Source organism: Cyanobium sp. Lug-B (assembly GCF_024345635.1).
GTDB lineage: Bacteria > Cyanobacteriota > Cyanobacteriia > PCC-6307 > Cyanobiaceae > Cyanobium > Cyanobium minutissimum.
This window is the reverse complement of sequence record NZ_JAGQBM010000065.1, coordinates 1-17,422: the sequence shown is the minus strand read 5'-3', so window position 1 is coordinate 17,422 and position 17,422 is coordinate 1. Positions and strand designations below refer to the sequence as shown.

General features: G+C 72.0%; 18 protein-coding genes, 1 tRNA gene and 1 other RNA gene. 13 read left to right on the top strand and 7 right to left on the bottom strand.

All coding sequences use genetic code 11. From position 1 onward, the window contains the following. Positions 1-430: DUF1611 domain-containing protein (locus tag KBY81_RS13710; protein WP_254976774.1), on the bottom strand; the 430-nt coding region annotated here is incomplete at its 3' end. Beyond that, the gene (locus KBY81_RS13705) at positions 417-1,496 is read right to left on the bottom strand and encodes a dipeptide epimerase (RefSeq protein ID WP_106220593.1); all 1,080 of its coding nucleotides are present in this window, start codon (positions 1,494-1,496) and stop codon (positions 417-419) included. The genes KBY81_RS13705 and KBY81_RS13710, both read right to left, overlap by 14 nt. 79 nt (positions 1,497-1,575) lie before the next feature. On the opposite strand from KBY81_RS13705, the gene miaB reads away from it, so the two are divergent. The 5 genes from miaB to ftsZ all read left to right on the top strand — a co-directional run bounded on the left by miaB (position 1,576) and on the right by ftsZ (position 6,773). Beyond that, positions 1,576-2,985 (top strand): tRNA (N6-isopentenyl adenosine(37)-C2)-methylthiotransferase MiaB, encoded by a 1,410-nt coding sequence (miaB, locus tag KBY81_RS13700; RefSeq protein WP_106220592.1) that lies wholly within the window; start codon positions 1,576-1,578, stop codon positions 2,983-2,985. Between the two features lie 26 nt (positions 2,986-3,011). Beyond that, positions 3,012-4,124 (top strand): D-alanine--D-alanine ligase family protein, encoded by a 1,113-nt coding sequence (locus KBY81_RS13695; RefSeq protein WP_106220591.1) that lies wholly within the window; start codon positions 3,012-3,014, stop codon positions 4,122-4,124. Further along, on the top strand, positions 4,121-4,531 hold the full coding sequence (locus KBY81_RS13690; RefSeq protein WP_106220590.1) for a hypothetical protein: 411 nt from the start codon (positions 4,121-4,123) through the stop codon (positions 4,529-4,531). Before KBY81_RS13695 ends, KBY81_RS13690 begins: the two co-directional genes overlap by 4 nt. Beyond that, a complete protein-coding gene (locus KBY81_RS13685) occupies positions 4,528-5,457 on the top strand; it encodes an FtsQ-type POTRA domain-containing protein (RefSeq protein WP_254976773.1) in 930 nt (309 codons plus the stop codon). Before KBY81_RS13690 ends, KBY81_RS13685 begins: the two co-directional genes overlap by 4 nt. 227 nt (positions 5,458-5,684) lie before the next feature. Beyond that, on the top strand, positions 5,685-6,773 hold the full coding sequence (gene ftsZ, locus KBY81_RS13680) for a cell division protein FtsZ (RefSeq protein ID WP_015108978.1): 1,089 nt from the start codon (positions 5,685-5,687) through the stop codon (positions 6,771-6,773). Between the two features lie 69 nt (positions 6,774-6,842). Here the strand turns inward: ftsZ and ffs are convergent. Further along, positions 6,843-6,939, bottom strand: an RNA gene (gene ffs / locus KBY81_RS13675) — signal recognition particle sRNA small type. Positions 6,940-6,983: 44 nt separating this feature from the next. Here ffs and panB point away from each other — a divergent pair. Next, positions 6,984-7,826: a 3-methyl-2-oxobutanoate hydroxymethyltransferase gene (gene panB / locus KBY81_RS13670; RefSeq protein WP_106220742.1), complete on the top strand. Its 843-nt coding sequence runs from the start codon at positions 6,984-6,986 to the stop codon at positions 7,824-7,826. Here the strand turns inward: panB and hemW are convergent. Beyond that, a complete protein-coding gene (hemW, locus tag KBY81_RS13665) occupies positions 7,738-8,976 on the bottom strand; it encodes a radical SAM family heme chaperone HemW (RefSeq protein ID WP_254976772.1) in 1,239 nt (412 codons plus the stop codon). The genes panB and hemW overlap by 89 nt on opposite strands. A gap of 93 nt (positions 8,977-9,069) precedes the next feature. Between hemW and KBY81_RS13660 the strand changes: the two genes are divergently transcribed. The 6 genes from KBY81_RS13660 (at position 9,070) to cbiB (ending at position 14,788) form a co-directional block, all read left to right on the top strand. Then, positions 9,070-10,233: a PIN/TRAM domain-containing protein gene (locus tag KBY81_RS13660; protein WP_106220587.1), complete on the top strand. Its 1,164-nt coding sequence runs from the start codon at positions 9,070-9,072 to the stop codon at positions 10,231-10,233. A gap of 31 nt (positions 10,234-10,264) precedes the next feature. Then, the gene (locus tag KBY81_RS13655) at positions 10,265-10,936 is read left to right on the top strand and encodes an ATP-dependent Clp protease proteolytic subunit (protein WP_106220586.1); all 672 of its coding nucleotides are present in this window, start codon (positions 10,265-10,267) and stop codon (positions 10,934-10,936) included. Between the two features lie 75 nt (positions 10,937-11,011). Then, positions 11,012-11,623 carry an ATP-dependent Clp protease proteolytic subunit gene (locus KBY81_RS13650; RefSeq protein WP_106220585.1) on the top strand — a complete coding sequence of 204 codons (612 nt, stop codon included), beginning with the start codon at positions 11,012-11,014 and terminating at the stop codon, positions 11,621-11,623. Positions 11,624-11,698: 75 nt separating this feature from the next. Next, the gene (ilvC, locus tag KBY81_RS13645) at positions 11,699-12,694 is read left to right on the top strand and encodes a ketol-acid reductoisomerase (RefSeq protein WP_106220584.1); all 996 of its coding nucleotides are present in this window, start codon (positions 11,699-11,701) and stop codon (positions 12,692-12,694) included. A gap of 10 nt (positions 12,695-12,704) precedes the next feature. Further along, entirely contained in the window at positions 12,705-13,778 is a 1,074-nt protein-coding gene (locus KBY81_RS13640) for a hypothetical protein (RefSeq protein ID WP_254976771.1), read from the top strand. Beyond that, positions 13,775-14,788 (top strand): adenosylcobinamide-phosphate synthase CbiB, encoded by a 1,014-nt coding sequence (gene cbiB, locus KBY81_RS13635; RefSeq protein WP_254976770.1) that lies wholly within the window; start codon positions 13,775-13,777, stop codon positions 14,786-14,788. The genes KBY81_RS13640 and cbiB overlap by 4 nt, the downstream gene beginning before the upstream one ends. Before the next feature lie 24 nt (positions 14,789-14,812). Here the strand turns inward: cbiB and KBY81_RS13630 are convergent, their stop codons facing one another. Both KBY81_RS13630 and KBY81_RS13625 read right to left on the bottom strand, forming a co-directional pair. Then, the gene (locus KBY81_RS13630) at positions 14,813-15,529 is read right to left on the bottom strand and encodes a sugar transferase (protein ID WP_106220581.1); all 717 of its coding nucleotides are present in this window, start codon (positions 15,527-15,529) and stop codon (positions 14,813-14,815) included. A 65-nt stretch (positions 15,530-15,594) separates the two neighbouring features. Then, the gene (locus KBY81_RS13625; protein ID WP_254976769.1) at positions 15,595-16,788 is read right to left on the bottom strand and encodes a glycosyltransferase; all 1,194 of its coding nucleotides are present in this window, start codon (positions 16,786-16,788) and stop codon (positions 15,595-15,597) included. 107 nt (positions 16,789-16,895) lie between these two features. Between KBY81_RS13625 and KBY81_RS13620 the strand changes: the two genes are divergently transcribed. Then, positions 16,896-17,138, top strand: a complete 243-nt coding sequence (locus KBY81_RS13620) for a hypothetical protein (protein WP_015108989.1) — start codon at positions 16,896-16,898, stop codon at positions 17,136-17,138. 43 nt (positions 17,139-17,181) lie between these two features. On the opposite strand, the gene KBY81_RS13615 is transcribed toward KBY81_RS13620, so the two are convergent. Next, positions 17,182-17,266: transfer RNA gene (locus KBY81_RS13615), tRNA-Ser, on the bottom strand. Positions 17,267-17,422 lie beyond the last annotated feature (156 nt).

Genomic DNA, 17,422 nt, shown 5'->3' with positions numbered 1-17,422 from the left:
GGCCGCAGCCGACGCTCAGGCCGGGGGGCTCCCGGCGCAGATCCCAGATCCAGCGGCCCGGCCGCACCAGGGCCGCCAGGGCCGGATCGTCCGCCAGGCGGCTGTGCAGACCGCTGGCCAGCGACAGTCCCGCCGTCAGGGCGGCTGCCACGTCGGCGCCCATGGCCGGCGGCAGCCGGCCGCCGGAGGGGGCGAGGCCCACCACCGCCACCTGGGGAGCGAAGGGCAGAGCCTCCGCCAGGGACCCCACCACGGGCACGGCCCGCTCGATGCCGGTGAGCGCCCGCAGGTCGGCGCCGCGGTGGTCCGGATCCACCACCGCCACGATCGGGCCGTGGCGGTAGCGCAGCATCGCCAGGCCCGTCTTGCCGCTCAGGTTGTCGAGGCCGCCGTGCTGCAGCAGCACGATCGGGTCATCAGAGCCGAGCACGGCCCACCCCCAGTCCCGGGGACGCACCGGGCACCAGCCGATCTCCCACCAGGGCCGGACCCACGAACGGGTCGTCCACCAGGTTGAGGTGGCTGTCGAGATCCGGCCAGCGCACCAACGGCAGCAGCTGGGCGGCGGCCCCGTTGAGCAGGGCGCTGTCGGAGTAGCAGCCGAGCATCACCCCCAGGCCCAGGCGCCGCGCGGCCCTGGCCATCAGCAGGGCCTCCGCCAGCCCGCCGCTCTTGAGCAGCTTGATGTTCACCCCGTCGACGTAGGGGGCGAGCCGCACCAGGTCGGCCAGGTTCCAGCAGCTCTCATCGGCCACCAGGGCGATGGGGCAGTCGAGCTCGAGGGCGGCGAAGGCGGCGCAGTCGGCCTCGGGATCCTCCAGGGGGGCCAGGGGCTGCTCCACCAGCACCACCCCCTGGGCGTCGAGCCAGCCCAGCATCGGCAGGGCCTGCTCCAGGGTCCAGCCGCCGTTGGCATCCACCTGCAGCTCGCCGGCCAGCCCATGGCTCTGGTGGCGCCGCTCCAGCGCCTGGGCCACCGCCCGCACCAGGGCCCGGTCGTGGTCGAGGCCCTCCGGGCTGCCGAGCTTGAGCTTGATGCGGCTGGCGGGCAGCTGCTGCCACCAGCGCTCCAGGCGCTCCAGCACCGCCGCCTCGCTGCCCAGTCCCAGGGTCACGCTGGTGGGAACGATCGCGCCGTCATCGAGGCCCCAGAGCCGCCACAGGGGCTGGCCCAGCCGCTGCCCCCACCAGTCGTGCAGGGCGAGGTCGACGGCGCAGCGGGCCGGGGGCGAGAGGCTGTCCAGCAGGGGGTCGAGGGCCTGAAACGGCTCCGGGGTGGCGCGCTCGAGGGCCGGCAGGACGGCCTCCAGCTCGGCGGCCAGATCGTCGGTGCGGAAGGCCCGGTGGCCGGTGTCGAAGCCGCCGGTCTCGCCGCGGCCGGTGGTGCCGTCGTGCTCGAGTTCCAGCAGCAGATGCTCGACGGCGGCCGTGGTGCCGCGGCTGATGGCCAGGGGCACCGCCTTGGTGAGGGGGAAACGGCTCAGGCGGCAGCGCATGCCAGAAAGGGGCCGGGAGGTTCACGCTGCCACAGCCGCCGCGTTGGCGCCGGTGGGGCGATAGCGGAAACTGGATCCCATGACAGCCACCGTTTCCGGCCCCCAGGCCGACCAGGCGCCGTCGGCACGGCGCGGCAGCTACTGGATCACCACGTTCGGCTGCCAGATGAACAAGGCGGATTCCGAGCGCATGGCCGGCATCCTCGAAACCATGGGGTACACCCCCGGCAGCGACGAGCACAGTGCCGATCTGGTGCTCTACAACACCTGCACGATCCGGGACAACGCCGAGCAAAAGGTCTACAGCTATCTGGGGCGGCAGGCCCAGCGCAAGCGGGCCAATCCCGGCCTGACGCTGGTGGTGGCCGGCTGCGTGGCCCAGCAGGAGGGGGAGTCCCTGCTGCGGCGGGTGCCGGAGCTGGATCTGGTGATGGGCCCCCAGCACGCCAACCGGCTCGAGGCGCTGCTCACCCGGGTGGAGACCGGCCAGCAGGTGGTGGCCACCGACGAGCACCACATCCTCGAGGACATCACCACCGCCCGGCGGGACAGTGCCGTCTGCGCCTGGGTGAACGTGATCTACGGCTGCAACGAGCACTGCACCTACTGCGTGGTGCCCTCGGTGCGGGGCCGGGAGCAGTCGCGCCTGCCCGAGGCGATCCGCCTCGAGATGGAGGGGCTGGCGGCGCGGGGCTACCGGGAGGTCACCCTGCTGGGGCAGAACATCGATGCCTACGGCCGCGACCTGCCCGGCATCACCGCCGAGGGTCGCCGGGCCCACACCCTCACCGATCTGCTGCGGTCGGTCCACGACGTGCGGGGCCTCGAGCGGATCCGCTTCGCCACCAGCCACCCCCGCTACTTCACCGACCGTCTCATCGACGCCTGCGCCGACCTGCCCAAGGTCTGCGAGCACTTCCACATCCCCTTCCAGAGCGGTGACGACGACGTGCTGCGGGCCATGGCCCGGGGCTACACCGTGGAGCGCTACCGACGGATCATCGATCGCATCCGCCAGCGCCTCCCCGATGCGGCCATCAGCGCCGACGTGATCGTGGCCTTCCCCGGCGAAACCGATGCCCAGTTCCGCCGCACCCTGGCGCTGATCGCGTCGATCGGCTTCGACCAGGTCAACACCGCCGCCTACTCGCCGCGGCCGGGCACGCCGGCGGCCGACTGGCCCGACCAGCTGCCGGAGGCGGTGAAGGTGGAACGGCTCCAGGAGCTCAACGCCCTGGTGGAGCGGGTGGCCGCGGAACGCAGCGCCCGCTACCTGGGGCGGCGGGAGCAGGTGCTGGCCGAGGGGATCAACCCCCGCGACCCGGGCCAGCTGATGGGTCGCACGCGCACCAATCGGCTCACCTTCTTCGCCGCCGACCCCGGCGATGGCCGCCCCTTCGCCCCCGGCGACCTGGTGGACGTGGAGATCGAGACGGTGCGGCCGTTCAGCCTCAGTGGCCGGCCCCTGGGCCGGGGCGGGATTCGCTGATACGTTTGGCCCTCTTCCCTGTGCCGATGGCTCCTTCCCCCACCCGCGTCGGCCTGGTGTTCGGGGGAGCCTCCGGCGAGCACGCCGTCTCGATTCTCTCCGCCCGCACCGTGCTGCGGGGACTGCGCAGCGGGGGCAACGCCGAGCGCTACCGGGTCAGCAGCTTCTACATCGATCGCGGCGGCCGCTGGTGGCCCGACGCCGTGGCCACCGCCGTGCTGGAGCGGGGGGTGCCGGCCGAGCCCGGGGATCTGCCGGGAGCGGCGGAGCCGGGGGGCTTCCGGGGCTTTCCCGAGGGCGCTCTGGAGATCGAGGTGTGGTTCCCGGTGCTCCACGGCCCCAATGGGGAGGACGGCACGATCCAGGGACTGTTCACCCTGATGGGGGTGCCCTACGTGGGCTCCGGGGTGCTGGGATCGGCGCTGGGGATGGACAAGCAGGCCATGAAGGCCGCCTTCGCCGCCGCCGGCCTGCCCCAGGTGCCCTACGCCTGCGTCGCCGCCCACGAGCTGGGCGCCGCCGGCGGTCCGGAGGACCTGCTGGAGCGGCTGGAGAGCAGCCTCGGCTACCCGTGCTTCGTCAAGCCGGCCAACATGGGTTCCTCGGTGGGCATCAGCAAGGCCAGCGACCGTGCCGGCCTGCTGCGGGGCCTTGAGCTGGCCGCGGACCTCGACCGGCGGCTGGTGGTGGAGCAGGGCGTCCGGGCCCGGGAGCTCGAATGCGCCGTGCTGCGGCGGCCCGGTGGACCCGGCGACGGCCTCAGCGCCTCGGTACTGGGGGAGATCCGCTTCGACGCCGACTGGTACGACTACGAGACCAAGTACAGCGAAGGCCACAGTCACACCGTCATCCCCGCGCCCGTGGACGAGACGGTGAGCGAGCGGGCGCGGGCCATGGCGCTGGCCGCCTGCCGGGCGGTGGACGCCGGAGGGCTGGCCCGGGTCGACTTCTTCTACGACGAGGCCACCGGCAATCTCTGGCTGAACGAGATCAACACGCTGCCGGGCTTCACCAGCCAGAGCATGTACCCGATGCTGTGGGAGGCCAGTGGATGTCCTCTCCCCGACCTGGTGCACCAATTGGTGCAGGGCGCGGGAGGATCGGAGCTCCGGATGAACGTGGAAGGAACGGCGCCGTGATCCATGGCCTGCTCTGGCTGCCCCTGCTGGGCGCCTTCGTGCTCCTGGTGGCCCTCGGCTGGGTCGAGCGGCGGCGCCAGCAGCTGTTCCGCGACTGGGCCAGCGGCGCCGAGCTTGCCAAGCTGGACGGCTGCGGGGCCGCCCGGCTCGTCGACGGGGAGCTGAGCTGGAGCAAGTTCGTGGCCGGCAGCTTCCAGCCGGTGGGACGCTTCACCATCAAGCAGCTGGAAATGGTCGAGCTGCTCTCCCTCAGCTCCGGGGAGGCCCCCCTGACCGAGGAGAGCGAAGGGGCCTGCCGCCTGCGGCTGGTGGGGGGCGGCCAGCAGGAGGAGCTGCCCTTCTCCGATGCCCGCCGGGCGCGCACCTGGATGGATGAACTCATGGCCCGCTCCCGCTGCGAGCTGTGAAGCGGATCCCCTCTTCGCGGGGAGCCCCCCCCTCGCCGGGAGCGCCGCTGCCGCCGGGGGTCCTGCGCCGCAAGGAACTGCGCCGTCAGCGCCGCAGCGAGCGGCTGCGCCAGCTGTGGCGGATCCTGGTCTTCAGCGGCATGTCCGTCGGCCTGGGCTACCTGCTGCTGCGGCAGGGCTGGACCCTGCGGGAACCGAACCAGGTGGAGGTGCTCGGCAGCGCCGTGGTCAGCCGCGACCAGGTGATCGCGGCGGCGGGCCTGCGCTTTCCCCAGCCCCTGATGGGCCTCCAGCCCCGTCTGGTGGCCAGTGACCTGATGGGGGCCCTGCCGGTGGAGCAGGTGAAGGTGAGCCGGCTGATGCTGCCGCCGCGGCTGCGGGTGGAGCTGAAGGACCGGGAGGCGGTGGCCCGTGCGGTGCGGCGCACCGACCGCGGCCCGGAGATGGGCTTCGTCGACGGCCTCGGCAACTGGATCAGCATCCGCCAGCACATGGGCATCCGCAGCCAGGGGGACCTGTCCCTGCTGGTGGTCGGCTGGAACGCCCGCCACCGGGCCGTGCTGGCCCAGGTGCTCAAGGAACGGGAGGTGCTCGGCCCCGGCCTGAAGGAGATCCGCTTCGAGCCGGACGGCAGCCTCTGGCTCAGCACCACCCAGCTGGGCCGGGTGCGGCTGGGCCCCCCGGACGCCCGGCTGCCCCGGCGACTCGAGGTGGTCGCCCACCTCAGCCGCACCCTGCCGGCCACCATGAAGGGTGCCCGGCCCCAGCTGATCGACCTGACCGACCCGGAGCAACCGGAGCTCAGCCTGGGGGCCCGGGGGGCGAGCGGTTCAGCGGCCCGGCCGGCGCCTCCTGCTCCCCCGGCGCCCCGTCCCGCCGGAGCCGCCGCCGAGGCGCCACGCCCGGCTCCCGCCGGCACCCAGTGAGACCGCCGCTGGAGCCGGCGGCAGCCCGAAACGCCGCCAGACAATCCTCACAGGCCGTTGCGCCCTGCTGAGATTCGGTCCAATGTGATCTATCGGCAACTCTGGCTGAGCTGGCCACCGACATAATGCAGCCGCAGATCAACGGCCACACTCCCCCTCCCGCGATGTCGCGCGATCAGGACCGCCCTTACCACGTCGATCTTTCGTCCCCGCAGGAGCCCCACGCGATGAGCCAGATCTCGCCCAGCAGCAACGGGATCGTCCCGAGCCAGTCGGCCCGGATCGAGGTGATCGGCGTGGGGGGAGGCGGCAGCAACGCGGTCAACCGGATGATCGCCACCGACCTCAACGGGGTGGGCTACCGGGTGCTCAACACCGACGCCCAGGCCCTGCTGCAGTCGGCGGCGGGCCAGCGCATCCAGCTGGGCCAGAAGCTCACCCGGGGCCTGGGGGCCGGCGGCAACCCGGTGATCGGCCAGAAGGCGGCGGAGGAGTCCCGGGCCGACCTGCAGCAGTCCCTGGAGGGGGCCGACCTGGTCTTCATCGCCGCCGGCATGGGCGGCGGCACCGGCACCGGGGCGGCGCCGATCGTGGCCGAGGTGGCCAAGGAGTGCGGCGCCCTCACCGTGGGCATCGTCACCAAACCCTTCGGCTTCGAGGGCCGCAAGCGGCTGCGCCAGGCGGAGGAAGGCATCGCCCGCCTGGCCGAGCATGTCGACACCCTGATCATCATTCCCAACGACCGCCTGCGGGACGCCATCGCCGGCGCGCCGCTCCAGGAGGCCTTCCGCGCCGCCGACGATGTGCTGCGGATGGGCGTCAAGGGCATCACCGACATCATCACCAGGCCCGGTCTGGTGAACGTCGACTTCGCCGACATCCGCTCGGTGATGGCCGATGCCGGCACCGCCCTGCTGGGCATCGGCGTGGGCTCCGGCCGTTCCCGGGCCATCGAGGCGGCCCAGGCCGCCATGAGCAGTCCCCTGCTGGAGTCGGCCCGCATCGACGGGGCCAACGGCTGCGTCATCAACATCAGCGGCGGCAAGGACATGACCCTGGAGGACATGACCACCGCCTCGGAGGTGATCTACGACGTGGTCGATCCCGACGCCAACATCATCGTGGGCGCGGTGGTGGACGAATCCCTGGAGGGGGAGATCCACGTCACGGTGATCGCCACCGGCTTCCAGAGCGGCGGTCACTACCGGCCGGAGCGTCCCGCCGCCAGCTTCGCCGACACCCTCACCCACACGCCGGAGGAGCGGGGAGCCATGATCCCGCCCTTCCTGATCAACCGCCAGAACCGGGTCGACTGAGCCACCAGCTGGCCCCGGAGCCGGTCAGCACAATGGTTCAGCGCGGCTTGAAGGGGGTCATTTGAAGAGGGTGACCCGGAATCCACGCCTGCCCTGAGCATCCCGTGTGGCTGCTCCCTTCCGGTCCTGACCAGATTTGGGCGTCAGAGCCGCGTGGGTCCGAGTCGGGTCGATGCTAGCAATGCCCCCTGCGAACCCCGTGCCGTGCCCCTGCGACCCGCTGATCTGACACGGCGCAAGCAGGCGGGCCTGCCGATCACCGTGCTCACCGCCTGGGACGCCCTCTCCGCCGCCGTGGTGGCCGGGGCCGGGGTGGATGCGGTGCTGGTGGGCGACTCCCTGGCCATGGTGGTGCTCGGCCACGCCACCACCCTGCCGGTGACCCTCGAGGAGATGCTCCACCACTGCCGCGCCGCCGGCCGGGGGCTGGCGGCGGCGGCGCCCCAGGATCCGCCCCTGCTGATCTGCGACCTCCCCTTCCTCAGCTACCAGTGCGGCGCCGATGCGGCCGTGGCGGCGGCGGGCCGGGTGCTGAAGGAGACGCCCGCGGTGGCGGTCAAGCTGGAGGGTGCCGAACCCGAGACCCTGGCCGTGATCGACCGGATGGTGCGCAGCGGGATCCCGGTCATGGGCCACCTGGGGCTGACCCCCCAGTCGGTGCATCAGCTGGGCTACCGGCGCCAGGCCGGCGATCCGGTCAGCCAGGAGCGGCTGCGGCGGCGGGCCCGGGCCCTGCAGGAGGCCGGCTGCTTCGCCCTGGTGCTCGAGCACGTGCCGGCGGAGCTGGCCGCGGAGCTGAGCGGCGCCCTGGCGGTGCCGGTGATCGGCATCGGCGCCGGCGACGGCTGCGACGGCCAGGTGCGGGTGACGGCCGACCTGCTGGGACTCACCACCCGCCAGCCCCCCTTCAGCCCGCCGCTGATGCAGGGCCGGGCCCTGGCGGTGGAGGTCCTGGGCCGCTGGGTCAGGGAGCAGGGGCCGGCTGCCCCCGGGGCGAGGTCTGTTCCAGCTCCTGCCACCAGGCCAGCATCTCCCGCAGCACCCCATTGCTGAGGGCCAGCCCCTGCGGATCCGCCAGCCGCCAGCGGGGCCCCTCGACGCGCAGCAGGCCGCGCCGCTCATAGTCCCCGAGCCGCGCCCGCAGCCCGTCGAGGAGCGCGGGCGCCAGGCGCTCCTGCCGGGCGAGCCGCTCCAGGTTCACTCCTTCGCGGCAGCGCAGGCCCACCATCAGGCGCTCGTCGAAGGGCATGACCTCCCCCTCCTCGCCCCCCGTCTCCACGCCTCGCTCCGCCACGCCGCCTTCCCCAGCGCCGACCGCCTCGGCGTAGCCGGCCCGGGTGCGGGGATGGGCCCGGCGGCGACCGCGGGGAGCGCCGGTGGCGCCCATGCCGAACCCCCACCAGCCGGCACCGCTCCAGTAGACGCGGTTGTGGCGTGAGGCGTGACCGGGCAGGGCGTAATTGGACACCTCGTAGTGGCCGAAGCCAGCGGCGCTGAGCCGGCTCCAGGTCAGGTCCATCAGGTCGGCGGCCAGATCCTCCGGCGGCAGCTCGAGCTGCCCCAGGGCCAGGCGCCGCTCGAAGACGGTGCCCGGCTCGATGCTCAGGTCGTACACCGACAGATGGGGGGGCTCCAGGGCGATGGCTTCGGCCAGCTGGCCGTCCCAGTGGGCCAGGCCCTGGCGCGGCAGCCCCTGGATCAGGTCCAGGCTCCAGCTGGCCAGATGCCCCCGGCGGCGGGCCTGGCGCAGCCAGCCGGCCGCCTCCCGCAGGTCGGCCCCCCGGTGGCGCCGGCCCAGGTCCGCCAGCACCCGGTCATCGAAGCTCTGGCCCCCCAGGCTGACCCGGTTGATGCCGGCGGCCAGGTAGTCCGCCAGGCGGTCCTGATCGAAGCTGGCCGGATCCAGCTCCAGGGTCAGCTCCGCCCCCGGGGCCAGCCCATAGCGGCACTCCAGGGCCTCCAGGATGCCGGCCACCTGGGCGCCGGTCAGCATCGAGGGGGTGCCGCCCCCGAGGTAGACCGTCGCCAGGGGCGGGCCGGCCGGGGAGCTGGCGATCTCCCGGTGCAGCAGGGGCAGGTAGGCGGCGATGGAGCCGGAGGAGGCCCCGTCGGCCCGGTCCCCCAGGGGCACCACCGGGAAATCGCAGTAGAAGCAGCGCCGGTGACAGAAGGGAATGTGGACGTAGGCGGATCGGGGATCCATCACGGGCGGTAATCCCTGGGACCCAAACGGCGGAAGATCGGCCAAGCTTCTTTCCATACCTGCCGGGCGGCCGAGGCGTCGGGACTTCGAAGCATGGTGGACACCCTCATCTTGCTGCTGTTCCTGATCTCAGGGGCAGCCACCGGCTGGCTCGGGGTTGACCTGCTGCCGGAACAGCTGCTGCTGGAGGTGACCAACCAGGAAGGCCTGCGTTCGGTGATGGGGGGCTTCGGTGCCTTCTTCGGCCTGATCGCCGGCATCTTCTTCCAGCAGCTGCGGCGGCGCCTGATGGCCCAGGTGCGCAGCATGCCCACCGACCTGCTGATCAGCCGGGCGGTGGGACTCATCCTGGGCCTGCTGGTGGCCAACCTGCTGCTGGCGCCGATCCTGCTGCTGCCCCTGCCCTGGGAGGTGGTGCTGGTCAAGCCGCTGGCGGCGGTGCTCAGCAACGTCTTCTTCGGGGTGCTGGGGTACAACCTGGCGGAGGTGCACGGCCGCACCCTGCTGCGCCTGTTCAACCCGGCCAGCACCGAGGCCCTGCTGGTGGCCGACGGGGTGCTGCTGCCCGCGACCGCCAAGATCCTCGACACCAGCGTCATCATCGACGGGCGCATCCGCGGCCTGCTGGCCTCCGGGCTCCTGGAGGGCCAGGTGATCGTCGCCCAGGCCGTGATCGACGAGCTCCAGGCCCTGGCCGACTCCTCCAACGGTGAGAAGCGGGCCAAGGGGCGGCGGGGCCTGAAGCTGCTCACCGAACTGCGGGAGAACTACGGCCGCCGCCTGGTGATCAACAGCACCCGCTACAGCGGCAACGGCGCCGACGACAAGCTGCTCAAGCTCACCGCCGACACCGGCGGCACCCTGCTCACCGCCGACTTCAACCTGGCCCAGGTGGCCCAGGTGCAGGAGCTGCGGGTGCTGAACCTCAGCGAACTGGTCATCGCCCTGCGGCCCGAGGTGCAACCGGGCGATGGCCTGCAGCTCAAGATCGTGCGCGAAGGCAAGGAGGCCGACCAGGGCGTCGGCTACCTGGAAGACGGCACCATGGTGGTGGTGGAGGATGCCCGGCGCCGCATCGGCGAGCGGCTGCCCGTCACCGTCACCGGCGCCCTGCAGACCCCCACCGGCCGCATGGTCTTCGCCCGCTGCGACCGCAGCCCCGAACGGCCCGCTGAACGGGGCAACGGCCGGGCTGCCGACAAGCAGGGCGGGAAACCCGTCGCCCTGCAGGAGCACCAGCCTCCTGGCCCCGGCTAGGCTCCTGCCTCACGACTGCTGGTGAGCGCGGATGACGGTGTCGGCCCCCTATTACGGCGATTCCGCGGTGATGCGCACACCGCCGCCGGATCTGCCGTCCCTGCTGCTCAAGGAGCGGATCGTCTATCTGGGGCTGCCCCTCTTCTCCGACGACGACGCCAAGCGCCAGATGGGCATCGACGTCACCGAGCTGATCATTGCCCAGCTGCTCTACCTGGAGTTCGACAACCCGGAGAAGCCGATCTTCTTCTACATCAACTCCACCGGCACCAGCTGGTACTCGGGCGATGCGATCGGCTTCGAGACCGAAGCCTTCGCCATCTGCGACACCCTGCGCTACGTCAAGCCGCCCGTGCACACCATCTGCATCGGCCAGGCCATGGGCACCGCCGCCATGATCCTTTCGGCCGGCACCAAGGGCCAGCGGGCCGCCCTGCCCCACGCCTCGATCGTGCTGCACCAGCCCCGCTCCGGTGCCCGCGGCCAGGCCAGCGACATCCAGATCCGGGCGAAAGAAGTGCTGCACAACAAGCACAGCATGCTGGAGATCCTCTCGGAGAACACGGGCAAGAGCATCGACGAGCTCTCCCGTGACTCCGACCGCATGACCTACCTCACCGCCGAGGAGGCCATGGCCTACGGCCTGATCGACCGGGTGCTGACCAGCCGCAAGGAGCTGCCGACGGCCGCCCCAGTGGGCTGAGCACCGACCCCCGGCCACCGGCCACCCCTCTCCACCTCCTCACTCTCTCCGGCTCCGAACGGGAGCCTTCCCGCCATGCCCATCGGCACCCCCAGCGTTCCCTACCGCCTCCCCGGCAGCCAGTACGAGCGCTGGGTCGACATCTACACCCGCCTCGGGGTGGAGCGGATCCTGTTCCTCGGCCAGGAGGTGACCGACGGGATCGCCAACAGCCTGGTGGCCCAGATGCTGTACCTCGACTCCGATGACAGCTCCAAGCCGATCTACCTGTACATCAACTCGCCGGGTGGCTCGGTGACCGCCGGCCTGGCGATCTACGACACCATGCAGTACGTCAAATCCGACGTGGTGACGATCTGCGTCGGGTTGGCGGCCTCCATGGGCGCCTTCCTGCTGGCGGCCGGCACCAAGGGCAAGCGGCTGGCCCTGCCCCACAGCCGGATCATGATCCACCAGCCCCTGGGCGGCACCAGCCAGCGCCAGGCCAGCGACATCGAGATCGAGGCGCGGGAGATCCTGCGCATCAAGGACATGCTCAACCAGTCCCTGGCCGGGATGTGCGGCCAGTCCCTGGAGAAGGTCACCAAGGACACCGACCGCGACTACTTCCTCAGCGCCGCCGAAGCCAAGGATTACGGGCTGATCGACCGGGTGATCGCCCACCCCTCGGAGGCCTCCGGCGGCTGAGTCGCCGGGCGAGGACGCCCGGGGCCCGCGCGGACGCACACCTAAAGTCTGCGTTTGCCCTGCCCGCCGCCCGGAATGGCCCAGCTCTTCTACGACTCCGACGCCGACCTCAGCCTGCTGACCGGCAAGACGGTGGCCATCATCGGCTACGGCTCCCAGGGCCATGCCCACGCCCTGAACCTCAAGGACAGCGGCATCAACGTGGTGGTGGGCCTCTACGACGGCAGCCGCTCGGCCGCCAAGGCCCGGGCCGACGGCCTCGAGGTGCTGAGCGTGGCCGACGCCTGCGCCAAGGCCGACTGGATCATGGTGCTGCTGCCGGATGAGGCCCAGAAGGCCGTCTACGCCGCTGAGATCGCCCCCCACCTCAGCGCCGGCAAGGTCCTGAGCTTCGCCCACGGCTTCAACATCCGCTTCGGGCTGATCCAGCCCCCCGCCGACGTGGACGTCGTGATGATCGCCCCCAAGGGCCCCGGTCACACCGTGCGCTGGGAGTTCCAGAACGGCCAGGGCGTGCCCGCCCTGTTCGCCATCCAGCAGGACGCCTCCGGCAACGCCCGCGCCCTGGCGATGGCCTACGCCAAGGGCATCGGCGGCACCCGCGCCGGCATCCTGGAGACCAACTTCAAGGAGGAGACCGAAACCGACCTGTTCGGTGAGCAGGCGGTCCTCTGCGGCGGTCTGAGTGAACTGGTGAAGGCCGGTTTCGAGACCCTGGTGGAAGCCGGTTACCAGCCCGAGCTGGCCTACTTCGAGTGCCTGCACGAGGTGAAGCTGATCGTTGACCTGATGGTCAAGGGCGGCCTCACCGCCATGCGCGACTCGATCTCCAACACCGCCGAGTACGGCGACTACGTCAGCGGCCCCCGGCTGATCACCGCCGACACCAAGGCGGAGATGCGGCGCATCCTGGCCGACATCCAGGACGGCACCTTCGCCCGCAACTTCGTGGCCGAGTGCGAGGCGGGCAAGCCCGAGATGGCCAAGGCCCGCGAGCGCGATGCCGCCCATCCGATCGAGCAGGTGGGCAAGGGTCTGCGCTCCATGTTCAGCTGGCTCAAGGCGGCCTGATCCCCAGCCCATGCAGCGGCGCCTGCTGACCCTCGCCTGGAGCAGCGGCCAGGCCAGCGGCACCCTGGCCATCGGCGCCACCGCCTGGCTGCTCAGCGGCCTCACCCCGTCGCCGCTGGTGAACGGGGTGCTGCCGGCCCTCGCCACCCTGCCGCTGCTGCTGCCCCTGCCCCAGCGGATCCGGCCCGGCTACCTGCTCCAGCTGCTCAGCCTGCTGCTGCTGTTGGCGGTGGCCGCCGGTGGGCCGGGCACCTCCGTTCTGGCCCCCCTGCTCGGCATTGCCCTGCTGGCGGTGGGCCTGCGCCTGGCCCAGGACCCGCTGCAACGCCGGCTCCATGGCCACTGGGGGGTGCCGATCGGCGAGCTGCGGGCGGGAGCCGAGGCGGGCCGCCTGGCGGGCAGCCTGCTCACGGCCCTGCTGTTTCCCATCGGCAAGGCCCTGCTCCAGTTCGGCAGCGCCCTGGTGCTGCTGCTCCCTTTGGCGCCGCTGGTCGGGGCCCTGCGGGCCAGCGGCCACCGGATGGAGCAGGGCCAGGGTGATGCGGCGGTGGCGGCGGCAACGGCAGCGGCGGAGCCGGCCCCCTGGCGCCTGGAGCCGGGCGGGGTGCTGCAGGGGTTGCTGCTCGGCGGCCTGTTCGCCCTGCTGCCTCTGTGGGTACGTCAGCAGGCGGCGGGCAGCTGCTTCGATTTCGGCTTGCTGCTGACGGCCTACGGCCTGGGGCGGACCGGCGCCGAAGCCTGGGGCCTGCGGCTGCCGCCGCGCCTGCCCTACCTGCTGATGGCCGCCCTGCTGCTGGCGACCCAGTTCGTCGGCGGCTGGGGGGCCGTGCTGCTGTTCGTGCCCTTCGGCCTGCTGGCCGCCGTGGCCGATGCCCGCCTGGCCCTCGGCGTCGATCCGGCCGGCGACCTGCAGCACAACTGGAGCGTCCTGGAGCGGTCCTCGGCCCTGGGGGGCCTGGCCGGCAGTCTGGGGATGGGCCTGATCGCCCAGCTGATCGGCCTGGGCGGCAGCCTGCCGATCCAGCTGGCGGCCTTCCTGGGGGCGGGTGTGCTGCTGCCCCTGCTGCAGCGCCGCCGGCCTTGAGCCTCGCCCTGCTTGTGCTGCTCGCCTGCGGGCTCGACCGGCTGCTGGGGGACCCCCTCTGGTCGCCGCACCCCGTCCAGGTGATGGGCGCCGCCATCACCGGCCTGCGCCGGGCGGTGGAGGCCTGGGCCGGCGACGCCCCCCGACGCCTGCGGCTGGGGGGTCTGCTGCTCACCCAGCTGGTGGTGGGCGCCAGCGGCCTGGCGGGCTGGGGCCTGGAGGTCCTCGCCCGGCGGATCCCTGCCGTCGGGGTGCCCCTGCTGGTGCTGGGCCTGGCCAGTGCCCTGGCGGGGGGCAGCCTGGGGCGGGCGGTGCGGGCCGTGCTGGTGGCCCTGCCCGACCTGCCCCTGGCCCGGGCCCGCCTGGCCCGGATCGTGGGTCGCCAGGTGAGCCACCTGCCGGAGGCGGAGATCCTGCGCGCCGCCGCCGAGACCGCCGCCGAAAACGCCGTCGACGGCCTGTTCGCCCCGCTGTTCTGGATGCTGGCCGGGGCGGCGCTGCTGTCGCTGGGGCCGGCCCCGCCTGCGTCACCCCTGCCCGGCCCCCTGGCCCTGGCCTGGGGCTTCAAGGCCGCCAGCACCCTCGATTCGATGCTGGGTTACCGCCACGGGCGGCTGCGCTGGCTGGGCACCGCCGGTGCCCGCCTCGACGACCTGCTCACCTGGCTGCCCACCCGGCTGGTGGCCCTCAGCCTCCCCCTGGCGGCGGGCCGGCCCGGGCGGACGCTCCACTGGCTGCGGGCGGCCCTGCGGGACGGGGCCCCTGACCCCTCCCCCAACGCCGGCGTCTCGGAGGCGGCTTTCGCCCACGCCGCCGGGGTGCGCCTGGGCGGGGCCAACGCCTACGCCGACGGGGTGCGCATCAAGCCGATCCTGGCCGCAGCGGGCCGCCCCCCCGACCGGGCCGGAGTGGAGCGGATCCTGACCCTGGGCGATCGGCTGGAGCTGCTGTGGCTCCTGCTCACCCTGCCGGCCCTGGCCCTGCTCGGTGCTGGATGGCCCCCCGGCTGAGGCGACGGGGCGGAGCTCCGGCGTTCAGTAGGCGCCGCGGTCGCGGGGGTCGAGCATGACGCCGATGGTGCGCAGGATGATGCGCAGATCCATCAGCAGGGTGCGACGGCGGGCGTAGCGCACATCCAGCCGGACCCGCTCGGGGTAGCTGAGGTTGTTGCGGCCGGACACCTGCCACAGGCCCGTCAGGCCGGGACGCACCGACAGCACTTCATCCATGCGGCTGCCGTAGCGCTCCAGCTCGCTCTTCACGATCGGACGGGGGCCCACCACGCTCATCTCACCGCGGAGCACATTGAGGAACTGAGGCAGTTCATCAAGGCTGGAGCGGCGCAGGAACTTACCCAGGCGAGTGATGCGCGGGTCGTTCTTGAGCTTGAAATCGTTGCGGTACTCCTCATCCAGATCCGGGGATTCGGCCAGCAGCTTGGAGAGCAGGCGATCGGCATCCCGGCGCATGGTGCGGAACTTGATGCAACCGAAACTGCGGTAATCGCGGCCCACCCGTTGCTGCACGTAGAACACCGGCCCGCGGGAGGTGACCTTCACCAGGAGGGCCAGGGCCAGCAGCACCGGCGAGCCGAGGGTGAGCACGGTGAGCGAGAAGAGGATGTCACCGGAACGCTTGACAATGCGATCGCGCTTCGACTGAAAGGCGATCAGCTCTTCCGCGGTGAGCACCTGCGCCGGAGCCGTCACAAGCTGCCCAGAGGCGTAGGGGGTCCCGATGGAAGAGAGCATGGGGGACGGGTTCGTTAGAAGAAGTTAAGGATCAGCCCGTGCGGAACTCCATGCCGCGGGGCCACTCAGATCAGAGGCACAGGACGGCGAAGGCGGCGACGGTGCTGCTGCCACAGCTGGTCGAGCAGCGTTTCCATGCGGCTTCGGAAGACCGCCGGGGCGAAACCCTCCGCCCGTTGCCGCTGCCCTTCCGCCGGCAAGGATCGCCACAGCCGGCCCGCCTCGAAGTGCTCCAGGGCGGCCGCCAGGCTGGCGGGGGTCTGCTCCGGAAACAGCAGGCCGGTGGGGGAGGCGTTCCCGTCGCTGAGGCAGCGCACGCTGTCGAGCACCCCCCCCTGGCCGAAGGCGATCACCGGGGCACCGGCCGCCATCGCCTCCACCGGCGCAATGCCGAAATCCTCCAGGCCGGCATACACATAGGCCCGCGCCCGCTCCAGCCAGGCGGCGGTCTCCTGGTCCGGCAGGCGACCGAGGAAGCGGGTGGCCGGGCCCGCCATCGCCTCCAGCCGGCGCCGCTCAGGACCATCGCCCAGCACCACCAGGGGCAGGCCGGTGCGCCGGAAGGCCTCCACCACCACATCCACCCGCTTGTTGGGCACCAGCCGGCAGAGGCTGACGTAGACGTCGTCCCGGGGCTGGTCCCAGCGGAAGCGCTCCACCGCCACGGGGGGCGGCAGCACATGGGCGCGCCGGCGCCAGAAACAGCGGATGCGGCGGGCGGTGAAGCGGGAGTTGGCCACCAGGGCATCCACCCGGGCGCTGCTGACCACATCCCACTGGCGCAGCTGGTGCAGCTGCAGCCGCACCAGGGGGCCGAGGGGCCCGCGGGCCAGGGCCGAGCGGGCCAGGTAGGTGTGCATCTGGTCCCAGGCGTAGCGGGCCGGGGTGTGCACATAGCTGACGTGCAGCTGGTCCGGACCGGTGAGCACCCCCTTGGCCACGAGGTGGCTGCTGCTGATCACCAGGGGGTGGCCGGACAGGTCGAGCTGCTCGATCGCCAGGGGCAGGAGCGGCAGATACTGCTGCACGTGGCCCACCCCCCAGGGCAGGCGCTGGATGAAGCTGGTGCGGATGCGGCGGCCGGTCAGCCAGCTGCCGGGGCGGGAACTCTCGCCATCCACCAGGGCGAAGAGTGACGGGGGGGTTCCCCGGCCGGCGAGCAGCCGATCGAGTTCCTCCACCACCTGCTCGGCCCCACCCACCGAGCGGGGGGTGAACCACTCGTGCACCAGGGCGACTGGGCTGGGGAAGGCCTCCATGGCAGGCACCGTAGGCGCCAGTATCACGAAAACTCTCAGCCGATTGCCCTGGCCGGGGTCTCTGCCGAAGCTAAGGCGACGACTGGGATGGCGAGAGCCGGGACACGATGGCGATCCGCGAGCTTCTCGAAGACGCCCTGCAGGAGCCTTCCATCGGGACAACACCCTGCTTCCGCTGGCATGCCACCTCCGTGGGGATTGCGGCCCTCTGGTGTGACGGCAAGCCGCCACCGGCGCCGCCCTTCGATGTGGCGCTCAAGGAAGGTCTGCAGGTGGGACTGGATCTGAGCCGCGAGGAGAGGGAGTTTCACCAGGTGAAATCCGGCCTCGTGCTGCTGTTCCATTCCTGAGGTCCCACGCCGGCCATGCCGGCGGCAAGCCGGCCTGGGAAAACGGAGAGGGTGGGATTCGAACCCACGGAAGGTTGCCCTTCAAACGATTTCGAGTCGTTCGCTTTCGACCACTCAGCCACCTCTCCAGACCCCTGATGCCATCGCATCAGGAACGCGCTCACTTTACGGAGCGGTCAGCGCGCCGCTGGTCCCACTGGCCCGCCACCCCCGCGGCAGGGGCGCGCCGGCCGGCACGGCACCGCTGAGCCACACCCGGGGCGGGCCGCGCTCCAGCAGGGCCC

Coding starts and splice junctions, on each gene's coding strand:
- KBY81_RS13705 (WP_106220593.1), bottom strand. CDS start 1,496: ATGCGCTGCCGCCTGAGCCGTTTCCCCCTCACCAAGGCGGTGCCCCTG.
- miaB (WP_106220592.1), top strand. CDS start 1,576: ATGACAGCCACCGTTTCCGGCCCCCAGGCCGACCAGGCGCCGTCGGCA.
- KBY81_RS13695 (WP_106220591.1), top strand. CDS start 3,012: ATGGCTCCTTCCCCCACCCGCGTCGGCCTGGTGTTCGGGGGAGCCTCC.
- ftsZ (WP_015108978.1), top strand. CDS start 5,685: ATGAGCCAGATCTCGCCCAGCAGCAACGGGATCGTCCCGAGCCAGTCG.
- hemW (WP_254976772.1), bottom strand. CDS start 8,976: ATGGATCCCCGATCCGCCTACGTCCACATTCCCTTCTGTCACCGGCGC.
- KBY81_RS13660 (WP_106220587.1), top strand. CDS start 9,070: ATGGTGGACACCCTCATCTTGCTGCTGTTCCTGATCTCAGGGGCAGCC.
- KBY81_RS13655 (WP_106220586.1), top strand. CDS start 10,265: ATGACGGTGTCGGCCCCCTATTACGGCGATTCCGCGGTGATGCGCACA.
- KBY81_RS13650 (WP_106220585.1), top strand. CDS start 11,012: ATGCCCATCGGCACCCCCAGCGTTCCCTACCGCCTCCCCGGCAGCCAG.
- ilvC (WP_106220584.1), top strand. CDS start 11,699: ATGGCCCAGCTCTTCTACGACTCCGACGCCGACCTCAGCCTGCTGACC.
- KBY81_RS13640 (WP_254976771.1), top strand. CDS start 12,705: ATGCAGCGGCGCCTGCTGACCCTCGCCTGGAGCAGCGGCCAGGCCAGC.
- KBY81_RS13630 (WP_106220581.1), bottom strand. CDS start 15,529: ATGCTCTCTTCCATCGGGACCCCCTACGCCTCTGGGCAGCTTGTGACG.
- KBY81_RS13625 (WP_254976769.1), bottom strand. CDS start 16,788: ATGGAGGCCTTCCCCAGCCCAGTCGCCCTGGTGCACGAGTGGTTCACC.
- KBY81_RS13620 (WP_015108989.1), top strand. CDS start 16,896: ATGGCGATCCGCGAGCTTCTCGAAGACGCCCTGCAGGAGCCTTCCATC.